The sequence below is a fragment of the Streptomyces sp. NPDC058279 genome, assembly GCF_042881255.1.
In the GTDB taxonomy this organism is placed as follows: domain Bacteria; phylum Actinomycetota; class Actinomycetes; order Streptomycetales; family Streptomycetaceae; genus Streptomyces.
Genome location: NZ_JBHVYA010000025.1, coordinates 21,528 through 44,880, shown reverse-complemented (window position 1 = coordinate 44,880; position 23,353 = coordinate 21,528). Strand labels below are relative to the sequence as shown.

The 23,353-nt window shown below is 71.4% G+C and carries 18 protein-coding genes; 11 read left to right on the top strand and 7 right to left on the bottom strand.

Annotation, left to right across the window (positions count from 1 at the left end):
* The first annotated feature begins 72 nt into the window (after positions 1 to 72).
* The 4 genes from ACFVXJ_RS29585 (at position 73) to ACFVXJ_RS29570 (ending at position 4,212) form a co-directional block, all read left to right on the top strand.
* Entirely contained in the window at positions 73 to 1,191 is a 1,119-nt protein-coding gene (locus tag ACFVXJ_RS29585) for a 5-(carboxyamino)imidazole ribonucleotide synthase (protein ID WP_389666371.1), read from the top strand.
* On the top strand, positions 1,188 to 1,736 hold the full coding sequence (gene purE / locus ACFVXJ_RS29580; protein ID WP_361318704.1) for a 5-(carboxyamino)imidazole ribonucleotide mutase: 549 nt from the start codon (positions 1,188 to 1,190) through the stop codon (positions 1,734 to 1,736). The genes ACFVXJ_RS29585 and purE overlap by 4 nt, the downstream gene beginning before the upstream one ends.
* On the top strand, positions 1,733 to 2,926 hold the full coding sequence (locus tag ACFVXJ_RS29575; protein ID WP_389666330.1) for a dipeptidase: 1,194 nt from the start codon (positions 1,733 to 1,735) through the stop codon (positions 2,924 to 2,926). The genes purE and ACFVXJ_RS29575 overlap by 4 nt, the downstream gene beginning before the upstream one ends.
* A gap of 206 nt (positions 2,927 to 3,132) precedes the next feature.
* A complete protein-coding gene (locus ACFVXJ_RS29570; RefSeq protein ID WP_389666328.1) occupies positions 3,133 to 4,212 on the top strand; it encodes a dipeptidase in 1,080 nt (359 codons plus the stop codon).
* Here the strand turns inward: ACFVXJ_RS29570 and ACFVXJ_RS29565 are convergent.
* Complete coding sequence (locus ACFVXJ_RS29565; protein ID WP_389666326.1) at positions 4,209 to 5,531, bottom strand: glycosyltransferase 87 family protein; 1,323 nt, start codon at positions 5,529 to 5,531, stop codon at positions 4,209 to 4,211. The two genes, ACFVXJ_RS29570 and ACFVXJ_RS29565, sit on opposite strands and share 4 nt — an antisense overlap.
* 75 nt (positions 5,532 to 5,606) lie before the next feature.
* Positions 5,607 to 6,950 (bottom strand): UDP-glucose dehydrogenase family protein, encoded by a 1,344-nt coding sequence (locus ACFVXJ_RS29560; RefSeq protein ID WP_389666324.1) that lies wholly within the window; start codon positions 6,948 to 6,950, stop codon positions 5,607 to 5,609.
* A 240-nt stretch (positions 6,951 to 7,190) separates the two neighbouring features.
* Here ACFVXJ_RS29560 and ACFVXJ_RS29555 point away from each other — a divergent pair, with 240 nt between their 5' ends.
* The 3 genes from ACFVXJ_RS29555 to ACFVXJ_RS29545 all read left to right on the top strand — a co-directional run bounded on the left by ACFVXJ_RS29555 (position 7,191) and on the right by ACFVXJ_RS29545 (position 10,609).
* On the top strand, positions 7,191 to 8,348 hold the full coding sequence (locus ACFVXJ_RS29555; RefSeq protein ID WP_389666322.1) for an acyl-CoA dehydrogenase family protein: 1,158 nt from the start codon (positions 7,191 to 7,193) through the stop codon (positions 8,346 to 8,348).
* 347 nt (positions 8,349 to 8,695) lie between these two features.
* On the top strand, positions 8,696 to 9,778 hold the full coding sequence (locus ACFVXJ_RS29550) for a sugar phosphate nucleotidyltransferase (RefSeq protein ID WP_389666320.1): 1,083 nt from the start codon (positions 8,696 to 8,698) through the stop codon (positions 9,776 to 9,778).
* 24 nt (positions 9,779 to 9,802) lie between these two features.
* Positions 9,803 to 10,609 (top strand): polyprenol monophosphomannose synthase, encoded by an 807-nt coding sequence (locus ACFVXJ_RS29545; RefSeq protein ID WP_389666319.1) that lies wholly within the window; start codon positions 9,803 to 9,805, stop codon positions 10,607 to 10,609.
* Positions 10,610 to 10,691: 82 nt separating this feature from the next.
* Here ACFVXJ_RS29545 and ACFVXJ_RS29540 read toward each other — a convergent pair whose 3' ends face one another.
* A complete protein-coding gene (locus ACFVXJ_RS29540) occupies positions 10,692 to 11,828 on the bottom strand; it encodes an acyltransferase family protein (RefSeq protein WP_389666317.1) in 1,137 nt (378 codons plus the stop codon).
* A gap of 216 nt (positions 11,829 to 12,044) precedes the next feature.
* Positions 12,045 to 13,319, bottom strand: coding sequence for an LCP family protein (locus ACFVXJ_RS29535; protein ID WP_389666315.1), 1,275 nt, complete (start codon positions 13,317 to 13,319; stop codon positions 12,045 to 12,047).
* 106 nt (positions 13,320 to 13,425) lie between these two features.
* On the opposite strand from ACFVXJ_RS29535, the gene ACFVXJ_RS29530 reads away from it, so the two are divergent.
* The 3 genes from ACFVXJ_RS29530 (at position 13,426) to ACFVXJ_RS29520 (ending at position 16,937) form a co-directional block, all read left to right on the top strand.
* The gene (locus tag ACFVXJ_RS29530) at positions 13,426 to 13,962 is read left to right on the top strand and encodes an acyl-CoA thioesterase (RefSeq protein ID WP_361318686.1); all 537 of its coding nucleotides are present in this window, start codon (positions 13,426 to 13,428) and stop codon (positions 13,960 to 13,962) included.
* 246 nt (positions 13,963 to 14,208) lie between these two features.
* Positions 14,209 to 15,279: an acyltransferase family protein gene (locus ACFVXJ_RS29525; RefSeq protein ID WP_389666313.1), complete on the top strand. Its 1,071-nt coding sequence runs from the start codon at positions 14,209 to 14,211 to the stop codon at positions 15,277 to 15,279.
* Positions 15,280 to 15,422: 143 nt separating this feature from the next.
* Positions 15,423 to 16,937, top strand: coding sequence for a glycosyltransferase family 39 protein (locus ACFVXJ_RS29520; RefSeq protein ID WP_389666312.1), 1,515 nt, complete (start codon positions 15,423 to 15,425; stop codon positions 16,935 to 16,937).
* A gap of 18 nt (positions 16,938 to 16,955) precedes the next feature.
* On the opposite strand, the gene ACFVXJ_RS29515 is transcribed toward ACFVXJ_RS29520, so the two are convergent.
* Positions 16,956 to 18,401 (bottom strand): LCP family protein, encoded by a 1,446-nt coding sequence (locus ACFVXJ_RS29515; protein ID WP_389666310.1) that lies wholly within the window; start codon positions 18,399 to 18,401, stop codon positions 16,956 to 16,958.
* Between the two features lie 337 nt (positions 18,402 to 18,738).
* On the opposite strand from ACFVXJ_RS29515, the gene ACFVXJ_RS29510 reads away from it, so the two are divergent.
* The gene (locus tag ACFVXJ_RS29510; RefSeq protein ID WP_389666308.1) at positions 18,739 to 19,782 is read left to right on the top strand and encodes a glycosyltransferase family 2 protein; all 1,044 of its coding nucleotides are present in this window, start codon (positions 18,739 to 18,741) and stop codon (positions 19,780 to 19,782) included.
* A 109-nt stretch (positions 19,783 to 19,891) separates the two neighbouring features.
* Here the strand turns inward: ACFVXJ_RS29510 and ACFVXJ_RS29505 are convergent, their stop codons facing one another.
* Positions 19,892 to 21,580, bottom strand: a complete 1,689-nt coding sequence (locus ACFVXJ_RS29505; RefSeq protein ID WP_389666306.1) for an LCP family protein — start codon at positions 21,578 to 21,580, stop codon at positions 19,892 to 19,894.
* A gap of 124 nt (positions 21,581 to 21,704) precedes the next feature.
* Positions 21,705 to 23,353, bottom strand: a 1,649-nt coding sequence (locus ACFVXJ_RS29500; RefSeq protein WP_389666304.1) for an LCP family protein, incomplete at its 5' end; no start/stop codon positions are given.

Genomic DNA, 23,353 nt, shown 5'->3' with positions numbered 1-23,353 from the left:
CCCGCCAGGGCTGCGTCCGGATGGCGGAATCCCGACGGATACCCTGGAGAGGTGACGTTCCCGGTAGTCGGCATGGTCGGCGGCGGACAGCTCGCCCGCATGACCCACGAGGCGGGTATCCCCCTCGGCATCAGATTCAAGCTCCTCAGTGACACCCCACAGGACTCGGCGGCCCAGGTCGTGAACGACGTCGTCATCGGCGACTATCGCGACCTGGAGACGCTGCGTGCCTTCGCGCGCGGCTGTGACGTGATCACCTTCGACCACGAGCATGTACCCATCGAACACCTACGGGCCCTGGAAGCGGACGGCATCGCCGTCCGCCCGGGGCCCGACGCGTTGATGCATGCCGCCGACAAGGGGGTGATGCGCGCCAGGCTCGACGAGATCGGCGCGCCCAGCCCCCGCCACCGGATCGTCAGCGATCCGGCGGACGCGGCGGCCTTCGCGCAGGAGGTCGGCGGGTTCCCCGTCATCCTCAAGACGGTGCGCGGCGGCTACGACGGCAAGGGCGTGTGGTTCGTCCGCACCCCCGAGGACGCGGCGGCCCCCTTCAAGGCGGGCGTCCCGGTCCTGGCCGAGGAGAAGGTGGACTACGTCCGCGAACTCGCGGCCAACATCGTCCGCTCCCCGCACGGCCAGGCGGTGGCCTATCCCGTCGTCGAGTCCATCCAGGTCGACGGCGTCTGCGACACCGTCATCGCGCCCGCCCCGAACCTCTCGGCGGAGCTGGCGGGCGAGGCCCAGGCCCTGGCCCTGCGCATCGCGCAGGAACTCGGGGTGACCGGCCACCTGGCCGTCGAACTCTTCGAGACCACCGACGGCCGGATCCTGGTCAACGAACTGGCCATGCGCCCGCACAACAGCGGCCACTGGACCCAGGACGGCGCGATCACCTCGCAGTTCGCCAACCACGTCCGCGCGGTCCTGGACCTGCCGCTGGGCGACCCGCGCCCGCGCGCCCGCTGGACCGTCATGGCCAACGTGCTGGGCGGCGACTACCCCGACATGTACGCGGCCTACCTGCACTGCATGGCCCACGACCCCCAGCTCAAGATCCACATGTACGGCAAGGACGTGAAACACGGCCGCAAGGTCGGCCACGTCAACACCTACGGCGACGACCTGGACGATGTGCTGGAGCGCGCACGTCACGCAGCCGGCTACCTCAGAGGGACGATCACCGAATGAGCACCAGCTCTACCGCCCGCCCCGCAGGCCCCGTCATCGGCATCGTCATGGGCTCCGACTCCGACTGGCCCGTCATGGAGGCCGCCGCCCAGGCGCTGGACGAGTTCGAGATCCCGTACGAAGTCGACGTCGTCTCCGCGCACCGGATGCCGCGCGAGATGATCGCGTACGGGGAGCAGGCCGACGCCCGCGGCCTCAAGGCGATCATCGCGGGCGCCGGCGGGGCCGCCCACCTGCCCGGCATGCTCGCGTCGGTCACCCCGCTGCCCGTCATCGGCGTACCGGTCCCGCTCAGGTACCTCGACGGCATGGACTCCCTGCTGTCGATCGTCCAGATGCCCGCTGGGGTTCCCGTCGCCACCGTCTCCGTCGCCGGGGCGCGCAACGCGGGCCTGCTGGCCGTACGGATGCTGGCCGCGCACGACACCGAGCTGCTCGCCCGGATGCGGGACTTCCAGCAGGAGCTGAACGACCAGGCCACCGAGAAGGGCAGGCGGCTGCGGACGAAGGTCGCCGGCACGGAATCGTTCGGATTCGGCAAGTGAGCGCCGAGCAGCGCCCCGCCGAGCAGCGCCTCCCCGAGGCGCGTGAGCTGCTCGCGGGGCACCCCGTGGTGGACGGGCACAACGACCTGCCCTGGGCGCTGCGCGAGCGGGCCCGCTACGACCTCGACCGGCTGGACATCGGCGCCGACCAGCGCGGCACCCTGCACACCGACATCCCCCGGCTGCGCGCCGGCGGGGTCGGCGCGCAGTTCTGGTCCGTCTACGTACGGTCGGACTACGCGGGCGACACGGCCGTCAGCGCCACCCTCGAACAGATCGACGCGGTGGACCAGCTGATCGCCCGCTACCCGGAGACCCTCGCCCGGGCACTGACGGCGGACGACATGGAGACGGCCCGCGCCGAAGGCCGGATCGCCTCGCTGATGGGCGCCGAGGGCGGCCACTCCATCAACAACTCGCTCGCCACCCTGCGCGCCCTGCACCGGCTCGGCGTGCGGTACATGACCCTCACGCACAACGACACCATCGACTGGGCGGACTCGGCGACCGACGAACCCCGGCACGGCGGCCTCACCGACTTCGGCCGCGAGGTCGTGCGCGAGATGAACCGCGTCGGCATGCTCGTCGACCTCTCGCACGTCGCCGAGACGACGATGCGCGACGCCATCGAGGTGTCCACCGCGCCGGTGATCTTCTCGCACTCCTCCGCCCGGGCGGTGTGCGACCACCCGCGCAACGTCCCGGACGACGTGCTGGCCCTGCTCCCGGCCAACGGCGGGGTGGCCATGGCCACCTTCGTGCCGAAGTTCATCCTCCCCGAGGCCGTCGAGTGGACGCTCGCCGCCGACGAGAACCTGCGCGGCAACGGCTTCCACCACCTCGACACCTCGCCCGAGGCGATGGCCCTGCACCGGGCCTTCGAGGCGGAGCGCCCGCGCCCGGTGGCCACGGCCGCCACCGTCGCCGACCACCTCGACCACATGCGCGAGGTGGCGGGCGTCGACCACATCGGCATCGGCGGCGACTACGACGGCACCGCCTTCACCCCCTCCGGGCTGGACGACGTGTCGGGCTACCCGAACCTGATCGCGGAGCTGCTCACGCGCGGCTGGTCGCGGGCCGACCTGGCCAAGCTGACCTGGTCCAACGCGGTCCGGGCGCTGCGCGACGCCGAGGCGGTCGCCCGCGACCTCTCGACCTCCCGGCGCCCCTCCAACGCGGTGATCTAGTGCTGTGACCGGGCGGCCGCGACCCGGTGGACCTTCCCGGTCACAGCATCAGCCGCTCGGGCGGATCGGCGTTCGGGTGCTCGCCCCACGGTGACACCCGAACGCCACACCCGCCGTGAACCCGCCCGCCCCGCATGTCACCGTGGCCAGACGAACCCCGCTTCCCTCCCTGCTGCGCCGAGACCGCCGAGACCGGAGCGAACGCCATGGCCGACTTGCAGGACGAACCCCTCCAGAGCCCCGGCACCGACGTGGGCCCCGGCTCCCTGGGATCCGAAGACCTCGCCGCCCCCGGTGCGGCGCCCGGAGCCCTGGACCGGGCCATGGAGCTGCTGGCCGAGCATCCCGTCGCGGACGGGTGCAACACCCTGGTCTGGACGCTGCGCCAGAGCCCGTACCACGACATCGACACCCCTGATTTCGGCGTCGACACCGACATCCCGAGGCTGCGCGCCGGCGGGGTCGGCGCCCAGTTCTGGTCCCTGCTGACGCCGAGCGAGGCGCCGGCCGCCGACCAGGTGGTGTCCGACACCCTGGAGCAGATCGACGTGGCGCTGTCCCTCGTGCGCCGCTACCCCGACAGCCTGTGCCTGGGCCTGACCCCCGACGACATGGTGGACGCCCGCAACCGGGGCCGGATCGCCGCGTTCCTCGGCCCCGTGCCCGGCCGTTCGCTGACCGGCTCGCTGGGGGCGCTGCGCGCCTTCCACGCGCTGGGCGTACGCGTCCTCGCGCCCGCCGGGGCGCCGTGGGCGCGGGAGGGACTGACCGTCTTCGGCCACGAGGTGGTCAAGGAGATGAACCGGCTGGGCATGCTGGTCGACCTGGCCGGCTGCCCCTCGGCGGTGGCCTGCCAGCTCGCGGGCGCCTCCAAGGCGCCGGTCATCATCTCGAACACCGGCGCCGCCGCCCTCAATCCGCACCCCGCGAACGTGACCGACGAGGTACTGCTCGCCCTGCGCGCGGCGGGCGGGCTCGCGATGGTCACCTTCGACACCGAGCGGACCGGGGACTCCCTGCACGCGGTGGCGGACCACGTGGACCACGTACGGGCGCTCGCGGGCCCGGACGGCGTCGGTCTCGGCGCCGCGTTCGGAGCCGAACCGGGCAGCCCCCGCCCGACCGGACTGACCGACCCCTCCGGCTACCCGAGGCTGATCGCCGAACTGCTCGAACGGGGCTGGACGGAGCCCGACCTGGCCCTGCTCACCTGGGGCAACGCCCAACGGGTGCTGCGCGACGCGGAGTTCACCGCACGCGCCGCCCAACACCGCCGCACCGTCTAGCGGGTGCCCGCGCGGTCCACGTGATCCGCGCGGTCCCCGCCGGCCGCGCCGGCGGGGGTCACGGTCGCCCTCCACAGCCGGATGCCGGACCACACGGTGGCGTAGAGCAGCATGCCGTTGCGGGCGCAGAGCAACACCGTGCCGGTCCAGGTGTTCAGCAGGACGTCCCCGTACCAGACCGGGAAGATCAGCGACGTCAACAGCGTGGTGACGGCCAGCAGCCACGCGATCGGGCGCTGGGTGGTGTGCCGGGAGGTCAGACAGACGGCCGCCAGACCGAGCAGCCAGATCATGTACTGCGGGCTGATGACGCGGCTGGTGACCGTGAACACCATGATCGCGCAGAGCGCCGCGTCCAGCGGGGTCGCGGTCGTCCAACGCCGGGCCCGCACCCGCCACAGCACCAACAGCAGGAAGCCGATCACGGTGAGCGCGAGCGAGGCCCGCGCGATGACCGGCACGTACGGGCCGACGTACTCGAACGCGCCGTACTGGAAGGTGATCCGGCCCGGCCACACCTTCGTCCGCATGGCCAGCATCAACGCCGAGCCGCCGACGGACTCGACCTGCACGCCCCGGTCGCCCTGGTTGCCGAGGAAGCCCAGCGAGTCCCGGAAGAGCGCCGCGAAGACGGCCAACAGCGCGACGCAGGTCAGCGCGGCGGCGATGACGGCCTCCCGCGTGGACTTGCCGCGCGGGGCGCCCAGCAGGGCGAGCAGCGGCCACACCTTGACCATCGCGCCGATGCCCGCGATCACACCGCCGAGCCGGGGGCGGTGGCGCAGGCACAACAGCGAACCGACCGCGAGCAGCGTCACCTGGACGTCGTAGCGCGCGAACGGCGTCGCCATCAGCAGCGGCAGCGTGAGCAGCCAGAACAGCGCCCCGGCCCGGCTCCCGTCGCCGCGGCGCGCGGCCCGGAGCAGACCGACGAGGATGACGCCGTCACAGAGCACCGTCAGTGCGACGAAGGCCTGGAAGTAGGTGAGGAACGGCAGCAGATCGGGCGAGAGGAAGATCGCGGCGGCGGCGGGCGGGTACTGCCACGTGATGTCGTCGTGCGGCATCGACCACGTGACCAGGATGTCGTACCAGTTGTGGTAGGTCCCGCTGACGTCCACCCGCACGAGGTTCGAGCTGTGGAAGTCGTTGACGAGCATCCAGAGCATCAGCGCCCGGCTCGCCGCCCAGAAGACCGCTATGGCCACCGGCGCGCCGGGTCCCCGCAGGGCCGCTTCGAAGGATCCCCGCCCGGCACGCGTGACGGGCGTCGCCGCGGAAGCGGTGGGGACGGACGGAAGGCTGCTGGTGGCGGTCATCGGCCGCCACTCTACCGATCGGCGTCCGCCGGCCGCGGCGGCCTTGGCCGCCTCTTCGGGCGCGGGGCCGGCCCGTCAGGCGCGCGGGCGGCCCATCGCGCGGTAGGTCCAACCGGCGCCCCGCCACAGGTCGGGGTCGAGGGCGTTGCGTCCGTCCAGCACCAGCCGGTCGGTGACGACCTCGCCCAGCGCGGCCGGGTCCAGCTCGCGGAACTCCCGCCACTCGGTCAGGTGCAGGACCACCTCCGCGCCCCGCGCCGCCTCGACGGCGGAGTCGGCGTACCCGAGGGTCGGGAAGACGCGCCGCGCGTTGTCCATGCCCTTCGGGTCGTAGACGGTGACCTGGCCGCCCTGGAGGTGGATCTGCCCGGCCACGTTCAGCGCGGGGGAGTCGCGCACGTCGTCGGAGTCCGGTTTGAAGGTGGCGCCGAGCACCGCGACCCGCTTGCCGAGGAAGGACCCGCCGACCGCCTCGCGCGCCAGCTCCACCATGTGCCCGCGGCGGCGCATGTTGATGGAGTCGACCTCCCGCAGGAAGGTCAGCGCCTGGTCGGCGCCCAGCTCGCCCGCCCGGGCCATGAACGCGCGGATGTCCTTGGGCAGGCAGCCGCCCCCGAAGCCGATCCCGGCCCGCAGGAACTTCGAGCCGATCCGCTCGTCGTAGCCGATCGCCTCCGCCAGCTTCACCACGTCACCGCCCGCCGCCTCGCACACCTCGGCCATCGCGTTGATGAAGGAGATCTTCGTCGCGAGGAACGAGTTGGCGGCCGTCTTGACCAGCTCCGCGGTCGGGAAGTCCGTCACCACCAGCGGCGTGCCCTCCGACATCGGCGTCTCGTAGACCTCCCGCAGCACCTTCTCGCCGCGGTCGCCCTGGACGCCGATCACGATCCGGTCCGGGTGCAGGGTGTCCTGCACCGCGAAGCCCTCGCGCAGGAACTCCGGGTTCCACGCCAGCTCCGCGTCCGCGCCCGCCGGGGCCAGCGCCGCCAGCTTCGCCGCGAGACGCTCCGCCGAGCCGACCGGCACCGTGGACTTGCCGACGACCAGCACCGGCCGGGTCAGGTGCGGGGCCAGCGACTCCAGCGCGGAGTCGACGTACGACATGTCGCAGGCGTACTCGCCGTGCTTCTGCGGCGTGTTCACGCACAGGAAGTGGACGTCACCGAAGGCGCCGACCTCCTCCCACGAGTGGGTGAAGCGCAGCCGCCCGGACGAGCCCGGCAGCCCGGCCACGTGCGCGGCGAGCAGGTCCTCCAGCCCGGGCTCGTACATCGGGACCCGACCCGCGGCCAGCATCTCGATCTTCTCCGGCACCACGTCCAGACCCAGCACCTCGAAGCCCAGCTCCGCCATGGCGGCGGCGTGCGTCGCACCGAGGTAACCGGTGCCGATCACGGTGATCTTGAGGGGGGCCATGGGTGCTCCAGAGGTGCGGGGCCGATTGCGGCCACTGAGCATAGTCGGGCCCGGCCCGGGGGACGCTCCTCGTGCGCGCACCACGCGCCCGCGCTGTCACGCAGCTCACGTACGCCGTACATATCGCTGCCCCGACGCCGGAGACTAAGCTTCGGGTTACTTAACGGTAGTTAGCATCACGGATCGCGCGCCGACATCACGCCGCGCGCATCACGCATCACACCTGGGGAGTGAGAGATCTTGGCGGGTTCTGCCGACTTCGACCTGTACCGCCCGGCCGAGGAGCACGACATGCTCCGCGAGTCCGTCCGCTCGCTCGCCGAGGCGAAGATCCTGCCGTTCGCCGCGGCGGTCGACGAGGAGTCGCGCTTCCCGCAGGAGGCCCTCGACGCGCTGGTCGCCAACGACCTGCACGCCGTCCACGTGCCCGAGACCTACGGCGGCGCCGGCGCGGACGCGCTCGCCACCGTGATCGTGATCGAGGAGGTGGCCCGCGTCTGCGCGTCCTCCTCCCTCATCCCGGCCGTGAACAAGCTCGGCTCGCTCCCGGTGATCCTCTCCGGTTCCGAGGAGCTGAAGGCCAAGTACCTCGGCCCGCTGGCCAAGGGCGACGCGATGTTCTCTTACGCCCTCTCCGAGCCCGACGCGGGCTCCGACGCGGCCGGCATGAAGACCCGCGCGGTGCGCGACGGCGACTTCTGGGTCCTCAACGGCGTCAAGCGCTGGATCACCAACGCGGGCGTCTCCGAGTACTACACGGTCATGGCCGTCACCGACCCGGAGAAGCGCTCCAAGGGCATCTCCGCCTTCGTCGTGGAGAAGTCCGACGAGGGCGTCTCCTTCGGCGCCCCGGAGAAGAAGCTCGGCATCAAGGGCTCCCCGACCCGCGAGGTCTACCTCGACAACGTCCGCATCTCCGCGGACCGCATGATCGGCGCCGAGGGCACCGGCTTCGCCACCGCGATGAAGACCCTGGACCACACCCGCATCACCATCGCGGCCCAGGCGCTCGGCATCGCCCAGGGCGCCCTGGACTACGCCAAGGGCTACGTCCAGGAGCGCAAGCAGTTCGGCAAGCCGATCGCCGACTTCCAGGGCGTGCAGTTCATGCTCGCGGACATGGCCATGAAGATCGAGGCCGCCCGCCAGCTCACGTACTCGGCCGCGGCCAAGTCCGAACGCGTCGACGGCGACCTGACGTTCTTCGGCGCCGCCGCCAAGTGCTTCGCCTCCGACGTGGCCATGGAGGTCACCACGGACGCGGTCCAGCTCCTCGGCGGCTACGGCTACACCCGCGACTACCCGGTCGAGCGCATGATGCGCGACGCGAAGATCACCCAGATTTACGAGGGCACGAACCAGGTCCAGCGCATCGTCATGGCGCGCAACCTGCCCTGATTTCTCGCACGAACAGCCCGGCCGGGAGTTCCCGGCCGGGCTTTCGGCCGGCGCTTCCGTTTCGTGGAGTCGCCCGAGGCGGACATCGCGACGGACCCGAACGCCGACGGCCGCATACCGAATCCGCAACAACGTCAAGGGCCTTCCCCCCTCCCCTCGCGCGCGGGGAGCCGGTGCCCGGCGGCGTCCGGGGCCCCGACCTGCCGTGCGGGCAACGGTGTTCCGCGCGGCGGCCCCCGCGGCCGCCGCGGCGGACCCCGGCGGCGCGGTCCGCCTCCGGCCTTCGCGCGCCCCCGCATGGGCTAAATTTGAACCTTCGTACGCCCGAACCGGTTGGGGAGAAAGCAATGACGGAAGCGATCCTGCTGGTTGGCGGGCAGGGGACGCGGCTGCGTCCCGTGACGGTGAACACCCCCAAGCCGATGGTTCCGGCCGCGGGCGTTCCGTTCCTCGCCCACCAGATAGCCAGGGCCGCTGCCGCCGGTGTCACGCACATCGTGATGGCCACCTGCTACCTGGCCGAGGTCTTCGAGCCCTACTTCGGTGACGGATCGGCCTTCGGCCTCACCCTGGAATACGTCGTCGAGGACGAGCCGCTCGGTACCGGCGGCGCCATCCGCAACGCCGCCCGGCGGCTGACGGGCGGCCCGGACGCCCCCGTCCTCGTCTTCAACGGCGACATCCTCACCGGCCTGGACATCGCGGGCCTGGTCGAGTCCCACCAGGCGGCCGAGGCCGACGTCTCCCTGCACCTGGTGCGGGTCGAGGACCCGCGCGCCTTCGGCCTCGTCCCCACCGACGCCGAGGGGCGGGTGCTGGCCTTCACCGAGAAGCCGCAGACCCCCGAGGAGATCGTCACCGACCAGATCAACGCCGGCTGCTACGTCTTCCGCCGCAGCGTCATCGACGCCATTCCGGCCGGCCGACCGGTATCCGTCGAACGCGAGACCTTCCCCGGCCTCCTCGCCTCCGGTGCCAAACTGCACGGCGTCACCGAGGACACCTACTGGCTGGACCTGGGCAAGCCCGAGTCCTTCGTCCAGGCGTCCGCGGACCTCGTGCGCGGAATCGTCTCCTCCCCGGCCGTCCCCGGCCCGCGCGGCGAGGCCCTGGTCCTCCCGGGCGCCGAGGTGGCGGAGGGCGCCAAGCTGTCGGGCGGTACCGTTGTCGGGTCCGGCGCCCGCATCGAGGCGGGAGCGGTCGTCCAGGGCTCCATCGTCCTGGAGGGCGCGATCATCGGTGCGGACACGAACGTGAGCGCCAGCCTGATCGGCGCCCGCGCTTCGGTGGGTACGCGCACGGTGCTTGACGGCGCGGTCATCGGAGACGGCGCCGTCGTAGGGGCTGACAACGAACTTCGCGCAGGGGCTCGGGTGTGGTGCGAGGCGGAACTTCCTTCCGGCTCCGTCCGCTTCTCCTCTGACCGGTGACCAACTTCAGTGAGGCATAACCCTGTGATAGGCGAGCAGCAGAATCCCCGCGCGACCGACGTCGCAACCACGAAGCTCCCCGACAGCTGGGCGCACACGCCGCTCACCGTGGTCATGCCCACGTACAACGAGGCAGGCAACCTGCCGGGGATGGTCGAGCTGCTGATGGGCCTCGACCAGCCCGGCCTGCGCCTGCTGGTCGTCGACGACTCCTCGCCCGACGGCACCGGCAAGATCGCCGACGAGCTCGCCGAGGGGTTCCTCACCAAGGACGGCAAGCCGCGGATGTCGGTCCTGCACCGCACCGCCAAGGACGGCCTCGGCCGCGCCTACGCGGCGGGCATGGCCAAGGCCGTCGAGGAGGGCGCCGAGTACGTGCTCCAGATGGACGCGGACGGCTCGCACCCCGCCGGGAAGATCGCCGAGATGCTGGGCGTGGCCCGCTCCACCGGCGCCGGCCTCGTCGTCGGCAGCCGCTACGTCCCCGGCGGCACCCTCTCGGACGCCTGGGGCGCGCACCGCAAGCTGCTCTCCCGCTGGGCCAACGCCTACGCGAGCACCATCCTGGGCACCCGGGTGCGTGACATCACGGGCGGCTTCAACCTGTGGAGCGCCGACGCGCTGAAGTCGATCGACCTGGCGTCGATCGGCAGCGCCGGCTACAGCTTCCAGGTGGAGATGAAGTTCAAGGCCCTGCGCCGCGGCTTCCAGGTGATGGAGGTCCCGATCCACTTCGAGGACCGCACTGTCGGCGAGTCCAAGATGAACCTCGCGGTGCAGTTGGAGTCCATCGCCATGCCGTGGAAGCTGCGCGCCCGCGCGGGCAGGTAACGGTCGAGGACGTACGGGAAGGGGCACCCCGCCGGCGGGGTGCCCCTTCCCGTACGTCCCGTGCCCTCGGGCGCGGGGCGGCTCAGGCGCGCGCCGGCCGGTGTTCCAGCCCGCGCCTCAGCAGCCGGGCGGCCGGGCGTTCCACGTAGCGCTGGATCAGCCAGGACGCCGCCACCATCACCGCGACCGTCGACAGCAGCAGGGTCCACGGCTCGACGTCGCGGTGCCACTGCCGCAGCAGCGTGATGCCGATCTGCTGGTGCAGCAGGTACAGCGGGTACGACATGGCGCCGCCGACCGACAGCCACCGCCAGTCGATCCGGTCGAGCCGGCGCAGGGCCACCGCGGCCATGACGAGGTGGCAGACGGTCAGCACGGCCAGGCACGTCTCCCAGGACAGCCGGTCGCCCTTGACGGTGTTCCAGGCGACGATGTCGTTGAGCCAGCGCTGCGTCAGCAGCCACGAGAGGCCCAGCAGCGCCCACGGCTCGCCGACGCGCGGGCCCTCCCGGCGGATCAGGTAGAAGCAGATCCCGGAGACGAACAGCGGCGAGTACACCGGGTTGGCCACGGTGTCGAGGAGCGGCAGGCCGGACGTCGGCGCGAGGAGCGAGGCGACGGTCCAGATCCAGCAGAAGTTCAGGACCTTGCGGTAGGTCAGTCCCGTCCGGGCGACCAGGGCGAAGAGCAGGTAGAACCGGACCTCGGACCACAGCGTCCAGTAGGACATGTCGAGTTGGGCGCTCTGGAGGGGGGTCTGGAACATGGTCAGGTTCGTCAGGACCTGACTGAGCCCGGGCCCGGCGCCGCCGAACGGCTCGCCGTCGACGAGCAGGACGGCCGCGGTGAGCAGGACGCAGAACCAGTAGGCCGGCCCGAGCCGGATCACCCGGCTGCGCAGGTAGCCGCCCAGCGGCCGGCCCCAGGCCGACATGCAGATGACGAAGCCGCTGATCATGAAGAACAGTTCGACGCCGAGCCAGCCGTAGCGGCCGACCGCGGTCAGCCGGCCGAAGGCGTCGTGCCCCCAGATGTCCCTGCGGGTGTAGTGGTGGAAGAGCACGGCCGCCGCCGCGAGGACCCGCAGCCCGTCCAGGACGCGCAGTCGTCCTCCCGGCACCGCTCCGGCCGCCGCCTGCTCCGGGATGGCGGGCTTGCCGAGGTGGTCACCGTCTGGCTGCGGCCTGGCGAAGGCGCGCGGGGACGGGTGCAGGGACATGGACGCTCCAGAGGGAGGAAGCACGCCCGTCCGGTTCGGTGCCGCACCACAGCACGGACTCCCCGGACTTCCCCCCGGCGCGTGGGCCGCAACAGTTGTACGGCAACCTACCGGACCGGCCCCGTACCCCCGGCGCACACCGTTCCCGCGCGCCCCAGCGCACGCCGGTAACCACGCGCCGCCCCGTACGCGGTTCCCGTACGCCGCCCCGCGCGGTCAGCGGCTCTGGACGGTGACCTTCTCGTCGTTCTGGATCTGCTTCACCAACTGCTGCACCTTCGCCTTGTCCCAGATCAGGTTGCCGCCGCGCTCACCGGAGATGGGCATGTTCATCGACACCCCGTCACCGCCGTTGACGCCCTTCATGGCGAAGAACATCTGCCCCATGTCCCACAAGCCCATGTCCTTGTCCACGATCACCGTGTCCAGTCCCGCGCCCATCACCGGGTACAGGGAGAACGGGTTCAGGATCGTGGACGGGGTCGCCGCCTGACTGGCCAGCGCCGACAGGAACTTCTGCTGGTTCTTCGTCCGTTGCAGGTCCGACTCGGCGAAGGCGTAGCGGGTGCGGACGAACGCGAGCGACTGGGTCCCGTTGAGGGTCTGGCGGCCGGCCTTGAAGTCGGCCCCGGACTTCTCGTCCTTGAACCCCTTCTCGATGTCCAGTTCCACGCCGCCCAGCGCGTCCACGATGTTCGCGAAACCGGCGAAGCCGATCTCCGCGTAGTGGTCGATGCGCAGGCCGGTGTTGAACTCGATCGTGCGCACCAGCAGCTCGGGGCCGTCCTCCGCGTACGCCGCGTTGAGCTTGACCCGGCGGCCCTGCCCGGGGAACTTCTTCCCCGACTGGGAGCCGACGAAAGAGGGGATCTCGACGTCCGAGTCGCGCGGCAGCGAGATCATGGTGTTCCCGCTGGAGCACTTCGCCAGGATCATCATCGAGTCGGTGCGCTTGCCCTCGGCCGAGCCCGTGTGGAGCTTGCGCTTCTCCTCGTCGGACATGCCCTCGCGGCTGTCGGAGCCGACGATGAGGTACGTCGTGCAGTCGCCCTCCTTGGGGCGCTCGATGACCTTCGAGAGGTCCACCTCGCGGCGCACCTTGGAGTCGGCCCAGAAGTAGGTGCCGACCGTGGTGACCACCAGCGCGGAGACGAGGACGATCGAGCCGATCTTGATCCGCCTGCGCCAGTCGACGACGACGCGGACGGGTACGGGGCCCTCGCCGCCGCCCTGTCCGGGGCGGCGCCGGCCGCCCGGCGGACGCCCGGCGCCACCGCCGCCGTCGGGCATGCCGTAGACCTGTCCGGTGTTGTAGCCGCCGTCGTAGCCGCCGGGGCTCTGCGTCTGCTGCGGCGGCACGCCGTACGTGGGCTGCCGCGCCGGGGGGTCGACGGGCGGCCGCGGCGGGCCGGGCTGCCGGACGGGCGGCTGCTGCTGCCGCTGGATGTGCCGCATCCGCTGCGGACCCTCGGGCTCGGGCCAGTCATTCATGTGCCCAAGGATGCCTTCCCGGGGGAGCCCGCCGACAGCCCGGTGGGCACTTCGTACCGGGGCTGTTGCAGAGCTGATGCCTGCGGTACGCATCTAAGGTGGCCGTATGACAGAGATAGCGGGCGAACTGCCGGGGAAGCCGATCTCGGCCTCCCGGACCACCCTCAGCCACATCATGACCGCCAACGACACGAACCTGCTGGGCACGGTGCACGGCGGGGTGATCATGAAGCTGGTGGACGACGCGGCGGGCGCGGTGGCCGGGCGCCACTCGGGCGGTCCCGCCGTCACCGCGTCCATGGACGAGATGGCGTTCCTCGCCCCCGTCCGGGTGGGTGACCTCGTCCACGTCAAGGCCCAGTGCAACTGGACCGGCCGTACCTCCATGGAGATCGGCGTACGGGTCCTCGCCGAGCGCTGGAACGAATCGACCCCCGCCACCCAGGTCGGCAGCGCGTACCTCGTCTTCGCGGCGGTCGACGCCGAGGGCAAGCCCCGCCGGGTCCCGCCGGTCCTGCCCGAGACCGAGCAGGACGAGCGCCGCAACCAGGAGGCCCAGATCCGCCGCACCCACCGCCTCGCCCGCCGCCAAGCGATCATGGTGCTGCGCGAGGAAAGGGCCGCACAGGGGTTCGATGAGTGACGTCGCGCGCGTGTTTCGGGTCACGGATGCCCCGTCACGTCGTGCGGTGATGTGACCCGCCCGTAAGGTGTCGTCAGACGTCGGGGCATTCGCGCCAGGGGGGCGACGTCAGATCCCGAGCCGGAAACGTTGCGGAGTCGAGCCCCTATGTCAGCGCTGATAACACCCCCGCCCGCGTTGGACGCCGTGCCGGCAGGAACGGCCCGGCCGAACGCAGGCGGCGGGCGTCGCCCGCGACTCTACGTCTTGGACGGATTGCGCCTGATAGCCGCGTTGTCCGTGTTGTCCTTCCATTGGGCGGGCGTCAACATCCATCCGGAGGTGTGGGGCGCGCGCCCCGGGAAACTGATGCCTCCCTTCCACGCGTTCGCGTCCTACGGGTGGATGGGCGTCCAACTGTTCTTCCTCATCAGCGGCTTCGTCATCTGCATGTCGTGCTGGGGCCGGTCCGCCCGTGACTACTTCACCTCCCGGGTCGTGCGGCTCTACCCCGCCTACTGGGTCGGCGTCCTCATCACCGCCGTCGTGGTGAACTCGGCGTCCACCGTCCGTGCCGGTCGCAAGTCGATGAGCATCAGCGAGATTCTGACCAACCTCACGATGCTGGAGCGCCCGCTCGGCGTGACCGAGGCCGACGGCGTGTACTGGACGCTCTGGATCGAGCTCCGCTTCTACCTGCTCTTCGCGATCGTCGCGGTCATGGGTCTGACCTACCGTCGAGTGCTGGCCTTCTGCGGGATCTGGATGATCCTGGCCGTGATCACGCCGAGCGTGGGCAGCGCGTTGATGGACACCCTCTTCATGCCGCAGGACGCGCCGTACTTCATCGCGGGCGTGGCCCTGTACCTCATCTACCGGTTCGGCGTGAACCCACTGTTGCTCGGAGTGGTCGCCTTCTCCTGGCTGGTCGCGCAGAACCGACTGCACTACACCGCGGGCTCCTACGAGTTCGAGGTGCACGGCAAACTCTCCTGGACGGTGATGGCCATCGTCTCCGGCGCGTGCTTCCTCGTCATGCTGGCGGCCGCGACGGGTGCCCTCAACTGGATCCGCTGGAAGGGGCTCACGGTGGCCGGCGCGCTCACCTACCCCGTGTACCTGCTCCACCAGGAGCTGGGCTGGGCGATGATCCGGTGGGGCCGCAACTACGACATACCGCCGTTCCCGCTGCTGGGGCTGTGCCTGACCGCGATCCTGCTGCTCGCCTGGCTCGTCCACCGCTTCGCCGAGCGGCCGTTGTCGAACCTGCTCAAGCGCTTGCTGGACGGCGCGAAGGTCTCGTTGCCCAAGAGCGATCCGCCGGTCCGCTCCCGGTGACCCGGGCCGCCCGCCGCGGCGGCGACCGGGTCAATTGGTTGCGTCCCCAGGGCCTGATCTACCCTGGCACGTCGAGCCCGGTCCGGATTTCCCTTGCGCCGGCGCACCGCAGCCGTCCCGATGGACCCGGAAGGTACGAGCAGATGACGAGCAGGAGTACGGCTGCCATACCGGAGGCCGGCTCGGCGCACCGCGCGCCGCGGAGGGCGGCGGGCGGCGCCCGGGCACCGCGAGCGGCGCGCGTCGACTGGCTGTGGGCAGCCCTGCTGACCTTCGGCGTCACCGTCACGGGCAGCGGTACCCCGCAGTTGTGGCGTGACGAACTCGCCAGTTGGAACGCGGCCATCCGCGGTACCGGTGACCTGGTGGCGATGCTGGGCCACGTGGACGCCGTCTCCGGCCTCTACTACCTGCTGTTGCACGGCTGGGTGTCCGTCTTCGGGGACTCCGCGACCATGCTGCGGATGCCCTCGGCGTTCGCCATGGCGGGGGCCGCCGCCTTCGTCGTCCTGACCGCCCGCACGCTCTTCGACCGCCGCACCGCCGTCTTCGCGGGCCTGCTCTTCGCCCTGCTCCCGTCGGTCTCCCGGTACGGGCAGGAGGCGCGGTCGTACGCCTTCGTCCTGCTGGCGGTCACCGCCGCCACCTGGCTGTTGATACGGGCGCTGGACCGCCCGACCCCGCGCCGCTGGGCCCCGTACGCCCTCGCGGTGGCCGCGGCCGGCTTGTTCCACATCGTCTCCCTGCTGTTCCTGCTGCCGCACGCGCTGATCGTGGTGCTGCGCTGGTGGCGGGACCGGCGCGGGCGCACCGTCGTCGCCTTCGCGGTGACGACCGCCGTCGCCCTGGTGCCCGTGATCCCGCTGGTGCTGCTCGGGCAGCGGCAGGTGGGCCGACAGATCAGTTGGATCAAGACGCCCCACCTGCGGAGCATCGCGGACATCTGGGACTCCCTCTTCGGCTCTCCGCTCGTCTCCCTCGCGATCGCGGCCCTGGCGCTGCTCCCGCTCGCGTGGAGCCGCGGCCGCCGGCCCGCCGTCGAACTCGTGCTGGTCGGCGCGGTCCCGATCGTGGCGGCCTGGGTGGTCTCGCAGGGCAGCACCTCGTACTTCATGGACCGCTACCTCCTCTTCACCGTGCCGGCCTGGGTGCTCCTCGCCGCCGCGGGCCTCGCGGCCCTGCGGCCCCGACCGCTCGGAGTGGCGGGTCTGGCCGCGGTGGTCCTGCTGGGCCTCCCCGACCAGCGGCAGCTCCGTACGGAGACGGTCAAGGCCGGCCGGGACGGGGAGGAGGCCGCGGCGGTCATCGCGAAGGGCTACCGGCCCGGCGACGGCTTCGTGCCGGTGCGGGGCACCGACAGCGTCTTCATGACCGACTTCCAGGTCGAGTACTTCCTGCCGCCGAAGGTCAAGCTCCGCGACGTGTTCGCGCAGCGCTCGGCCGTCGCGAACGACGACCTGTTCCCGGTGGAGTGCGGGCAACCCGAGAAGTGCCTCGGCACCACCCGGCGGGTGTGGGTGGTCACCTGGAGCGGGACGCAGAACCCGTACCACAAGCTCCCGAAGGAGCAGGCCGAGGCGCTGGAAAAGCACTACAAGCCCGTCGAGAAGACCAAGGTCCACGGCCTCCAGGTGTCCCTGGTGGAACGCGTCCGGTAGCCGGCGGCGGCAGGCGGGCTAATTGCCGCAGTTCACCTGGTCGCCCGTGGCCACCGCGAAGCGGCCCTGGTAGGGGTCGTCCGCGCGGACCGGGACCACCTTGCGGTAGTCCGTGCCCGCCGTCACCAGGACCGTGCGGCCCTGGCCGGGTACGGCGCGCAGTTCGCTGCCCGGCAGCGCCGTCGCGACCGTGCGCGCCGAGCGGTCCCAGCGGGGGTCGTAGGTGATCACCGTGCGCTGGACGTCCCGGCGGACGGCGCCGCCCGGGCGGCCGGTGGTGTCGAAGCCGGTCGCGCGCAGCGCGGCGTCCACGCGGCCGCCGAGCCCGTCGATCCGGGTGCCGTTCTCGACCTGGACCCGGATCTCGTCGGGCGGCACGTCGACCGCGACCGCCGCCGGCGGGCGGTTGCCGGACCGGTCGGGCTGGCCGGGCTGCCCCGGCTGCCCCGGCTGTCCCGACTGCCCGGGCCGGCCCGGCTGTCCGGCGGGGGCGTCGGCCAAGGGCCGGTCCTCGCGCAGCGATTCGAAGAGCTTGGCCGCCTTCGGCTCGTCCCACCTGACGGTCGAGCCGATCCCCTTGACCTCGTACGCGGTGTCCCCGACCGGCACCGAGGCGAACTCGGAGGAGGACGGGGTGAAGCCGCGCATCGCCTGCCCGAGCGCCAGCATCTGCTCCGAACCGAAGTCCCGGTCGGCCCGCACCGAGCCCAGCAGCGTCGAGCTGACCTGCTTGAACTTCACCGGGTTCAGCAGCACCCCGCTGCCGGTGGCCTGCTTGATCAGGGCGGCGATGAACCGCTGCTGGCGCTGCATCCGGCCGAGGTCGGCGGCGCCGTCGACGTGGCGCGAGCGGACGTACTGCAGGGCCTGGCCGCCGGTGAGGTGATGGGTGCCGGGCAGCAACTCCAGGCCGGTGTAGCTGTCGCGCATCGTCTTGGCGGTGCAGATCTCCACGCCGCCCACCGCGTCGACGGTCTTCATGAAACTGGTGAAGTCGACCTCCAGGTAGTGGTCGATCTTCACCCGGGTCATGTTCTCCACGGTGCGCACGGTCAGGTTCGGGCCGCCCTCCGAGTACGCGGCGTTCAGTTTCATCGGGTGCGGCTTGTGCGCCTCGCCGGTGTTCTGGTCCTGGTGGGCGGGGACCTCCGCGTAGCTGTCCCGGGGCAGGCTGACCACGCTCGCGCGGTCCCGGTCGGCGGACAGGTGCACCAGCATGATCGTGTCGGTGCAGTGGCAGGGTGCCCCGCCGAGGCGGTACTCGCGCTTCTCCTCCGGCGTGATCTTGTCGCGGCCGTCGGTGCCGACGAGCAGGAAGTTCATCCCGTGCCCGGCCTGCGGGCGGTTCTTCATGTCCTTGAAGGGGTCCACCCGGTCGATCCCGGTGTCCAGACCGGTCATCACGGCGTGGCCGACGGCTCCGGAGGCCAGCACCACCAGCGCCAGGCCGCCCGCGAACCGCACGCCCCATCGGGGCCGGTCCCCGGGGCGCGGCCGGGCCTGGCCGGCGGCCCCGGCCGCGCGCCCACCCCCGCCCCCACCGCCGCGCGGCGTGCGCCCGGGCTGCCGTGGCCTGGCGGGACGGGTGGGACGGTGCGGCTGGGGCACGGGGGACACCTCCGCGGGGGAACGGCAGGGACGGATGAGCCGATATCGGCAGGTATGTCGGCTATGAGCGATTGGCTGATCGTCAGAACAGTAGGCCCATACGACCGGCGTCCGTCCGTACCGCTCGTCCGCCGCGCACCCGGTTCCCCCGTACGCGGTAACGTGACACCGATACCCGACCGTGAAGGACCACATGCCCGCCCAGCAGCCCGCAGTCTCGGTGATCATGCCGGTGCTCGACGAGGAACGCCACCTGCGTGACTCCGTCCGGCACATCCTCGCCCAGGAGTACACCGGCGAGATGGAGGTGGTGATCGCACTCGGGCCGTCCACGGACCGCACCGACGAGATCGCCGCCGAACTCGTGCGCGAAACCGCGTCCGACGAACGCGCCCGCGTCCACACCGTGCCCAATCCCACCGGCCGCACCCCGGCCGCCCTCAACGCCGCCATCAAGGCATCACGTCACCCGATCGTGGTACGCGTGGACGGCCACGGCATGCTCTCCCCGAACTACATCGCCACCGCCGTCCGGCTCCTGGAGGAGACCGGCGCGCAGAACGTCGGCGGGATCATGCACGCCGAGGGCGAGAACGCCTGGGAGGACGCCGTCGCCGCCGCGATGACGTCGAGGATCGGCGTCGGCAACGCGGCCTTCCACACCGGCGGCGAGGCCGGCCCGGCCGAGACGGTCTACCTGGGCGTCTTCCGTCGCGAGGCGCTGGAGCGGCAGGGCGGCTACAACGAGGAGTTCATCCGCGCCCAGGACTGGGAGCTGAACTTCCGCATCCGCGAGGCCGGCGGGCTCATCTGGTTCTCGCCCGAGCTGAAGGTCCGGTACCGCCCGAGGCCCTCCGTACGGGCGCTCGCCAAGCAGTACAAGGACTACGGGCGCTGGCGCCGGGTCGTGGCCCGCTACCACGCGGGCTCGATCAACCTGCGCTACCTGGCCCCGCCCACCGCCGTCTGCGCCATCGCGGCCGGACTGGTGGCGGGCGTCGCCCTCACCCCCTGGGCCCTCGCGGTCCCGGCGGGCTACCTCGCGGCGATCACCGCGGGCTCGATCCCGGCCGGCAAGGGGCTCTCCCTCAAGGCCCGGGCCCAGATCCCGGTAGCCCTGGCCACCATGCACATGTGCTGGGGCTTCGGCTTCCTGACCAGCCCCCGCGCGCTGGCGGACAAGGTCATCGCCAGCCGCCGCCCGTCGGTGCCGAGCGACACCCCGTCCGGGGTCTGAACGTACGCACTCGCCGCGGGAGCCGCGAAACGTCGCAAGGGGTGGCCCGGTCCGAGAAGGACCGGGCCACCCCTTGCGTCATCCGTCGTCCGCCGGGGCGGCCCTCAGCTCACCACCGGTAGGGCTTGTAGACGTCCATGCACTGTCCGCTGTCCGCGCCGTTGATCGCCTCGGCCGTGTCCGGGACCGATCCGGCCGCCGGCGGAGCCTGCTGCGGGTACGCCGTCCCCTCCCGCCAGTCGGCGCCGACGATCAGGGTGATCCGGGAGACGTCGGCCGACTGCTGCACCGCGCTCGCGGGGATGCCGAGCGCCGCCGCGACGCTCTGCGCCTCGTCGGCCAGGTCCGCGCTCGGGTAGCGGACCACGGTGGTCTTCTCCGGGATCAGCGCGCTGTCCGCCTTGGCCCCGGTGAATCCCTTGCCGACCAGCGCCCCGGCGACCACCGAGGCCCGCTGCGGCGCGAGCGGCATCCCGGCGGCCGTGCCGTTGACCACGTGCACGGTGATCTGGTCGGGCGGGGTGACCGGCTGCTTCGACGCGTCACCACCCGCCGCCGGCCCGCTCGGCACGCCGGCCGGCTCGCTCGGCTGCGGACTCGGGGAAACCTGCGGAGCGCCGTTCTTGTCGAAGGCCACGTCCTTGCGGACCATCGTCCACAGCTTGTCGGCGTCGCCCGGGTTCACGATCAACCGGTCCCGGTCCCGGGGGTCTTGCAGCGTCGGCATCGTCGTCATCGTGATGCGGTTGATCGGCACGTCCTTGAGCTGCATCGTCAGGTTGAACAGCTTCTTGACCGAGCCGATCTCCTCGGAGACCTCCAGCGCCTTCGTGCCCGCCTCCGCCAGGGCCGTGATCCGGCCGACGTCGGTGAAGGCGTTCTGGCTCTTCAGCTCACGCATCATCGAGTTCATGTACATGTGCTGCGCCTGCGCCCGGCCCAGGTCGCTGCTGAACGCGTGCCGGGTGCGCAGCCACTGGAGCGCCTGCTCGCCCTTGACCTTGGTCACGCCCGCCTTCAGCTTGAGGCCGGAGCCGCCGCTGGAGGTGGGCAGCGGGCGGTCCCAGACGTTGTCCTTCACACAGACGTCGACGCCGCCGATCGCGTCCGCCATCTGCACGACTCCGGCGAAGTCGATCATCATCCAGTGGTCGATGTAGACGTTGGTCAGCTTCTCCCAGGTGGCGAGGGTGCAGCCGGGGCCGCCGCGCCCGAGGGATTCGTTGATCATGGCGTGGGTCTTCTTGAACTTCTCGCCGGTCTTCGGGTCCGTGCACTCGGGTACGTCCACCACGGTGTCGCGCGGAATGCTGACCACCGAGGCGTTCTGCCGGTCCGCGGAGACGTGCAGCAGCATCTGCACGTCGGCGAGCGGAGGCGCCCCGATGCTGTCCCGGCCGCCGCCGAGCTCCACGTTCTCCGGCTTGTTCCGGCTGTCCGAGCCGATCAGCAGGATGTTCAACGGACGCTGGCCCTTGGCGTTCGCCTCGGTCTTGGCCACGCCGCTCTCACCGCTCAGCCGCTGGCCGCTGCGGATGTTGCCGTCGAGGTGCCGGTAGTAGAGGTACCCGGTCGCCGACGTCGCGAGGATCAGGAACGCCAGCACCGAGGCCACCCAGAACAGCACCCGCCGACGGCGCCTGCGGACGGGCCGGCCGCGGCCGACGGGGGGCCGGGCCCCCGCGGAGCCCGACCGCGGTGGGGGTACGACGCCGGTCGCGCCCGCACCGCCACCGGGTATGCCGTCGCCGGTGGCCTGGTCGGGCGCCCCCTCCCCACGCACGCTGCTGTGCCTCACGCGTCCCCCCTCAAGATCACAATGGTCGGTATGGTGCCGGTCCTACCGGCTACCGGCCGTCATACGCCCGGTCTGTGACGAGCAGGGCGGCTGACCACCGCCCCCGGGCGCCCCCTGGCGTCCGCTACTTGGCGCAGATCGCCTTGTCGGCCTCTACCCGTTGGAGCCCCTCGGGCGCCTGTTCCGGTACGGGGCCCGAGATCGGGACACCCGGCTCCTTGAAGTCGGCGCCGAGCGTCAACTTCATCGGCGTGCGGGGCGCGGCGTCGGCCGGGCCCACCTTGAGGGCCGAACCGGCGAGCCCCATCATGTCCGCCAGCGCCCGGGCCTGGTCGGCCTGGTTGGGCGCGTACTCCAACTGTGTGGTGTCGACCTTCACCGGGGCGTTCCCGAGGTTGCTGGCCTTGCCCACGCCCTTGGTGTTCTGCAGCCAGGTCAAGGTGGTGGACGCCGAACCGGCGGGGCCGCCTCCGTTGAGGACGTTCACCCGGACGTCCGCCGCGGGCGCGCGGTTGCCCTGGAGCTGCGCGTCCTGCTTGTTCTTGGCGTCCTGCGCCGCCGCCTTCTCCTTCTGTTCGACCTCCGTGAGCGAGACGTCGCCCCGGATCATCCGCAGCAGCGGATCGGCCTGCGAGGGGTTCAGCACGACGGTGATGTGCTTGCCCTCGGGGTCGTTCGGGTTGTCGAGCACCGGCAGCGTCGTGAAGGTGATGTTCTTGAGGTTGATGCCCTTCAACTCGCCCGCGAGCGCGGTGAGCTGCCCGATGGAGCCTATTCCCTGGTCCACGCTCAGCGACTTGGTGGCCGCCTCGGCGAGGGAGAGGAACTTCTTCGGACTGGTCAGGGTCTCCTTGGACTTCATCTCGCGCATCATCGAGCCGAGGAACTGCTGCTGCGTCTTGATGCGGTCCAGGTCGCTCGCGTTGCCGAAGGCGTGGCGGGTGCGTACGAAGGCCAGCGCCTGCTCGCCCTGCAACCGGCTCTCGCCCGCCGGCAGGTCGAGCTTGGAGTCCTTGTCGTGGACGGCCTTCTCCACACAGACCGGGACACCACCGACGGCCGTGCTCAGGTTCTTCACCGCGTTGAAGTCGACCATCATGAAGTGGTCGACCTGGATCCCGGTGATCTGCTGGACCGTGCGCATCGTGCAGCCCGGGTCGCGACCCTCCTGGCCCAGGCTCTCGTTGAACCGGGTCGCGTGCTGGCCGGGAATGTCCTTGACGGAGCCGTTCGGCTGCTTCGTCGGGCAGACCGGGATGGTGGTGACCAGGTCGCGCGGGATGGACAGCGCCGTCGCGTTGCTGCGGTCCTTGGAGACGTGGAACAGGATCGTCGTGTCCGCGTGGCCGACGCTGTTCGCGTCCCCGTAGCCCTCGTTGCCCTCGCCGCTGCGCTTGTCCGTGCCGATGACGAGGATGTTGATGGGCTGGTCCTTCTTGAAACCGCCCGTGCCCGCGGAACCGGTGTCGATGACGTTCAGGTTGCCGTTGAGGTGCTGGTAGTACATGTACGCGCCGAGCGAGCCGGCGACCAGGACGAACGCGAGCGTCCCGCCACCGATGACCAGCGCCTTCCGGCCCCGGAACGGGCGCTTCCCGCCGCCCCCGCCGCCCTTGCGGGAGCGCCCGGGCCGCCGTCCGCCGCCCCCGGGGGGAGCGTCACCACGCCGCGGGCCCGCCCCCCCCCCCCCCGCGGGGGCGGGGGAGGGGGGTGGCGGGGCCGAACGTGGCGGGCGGCGGGGGGGGGGGTGGGACGGCCGCGGCGGAGCGGCCA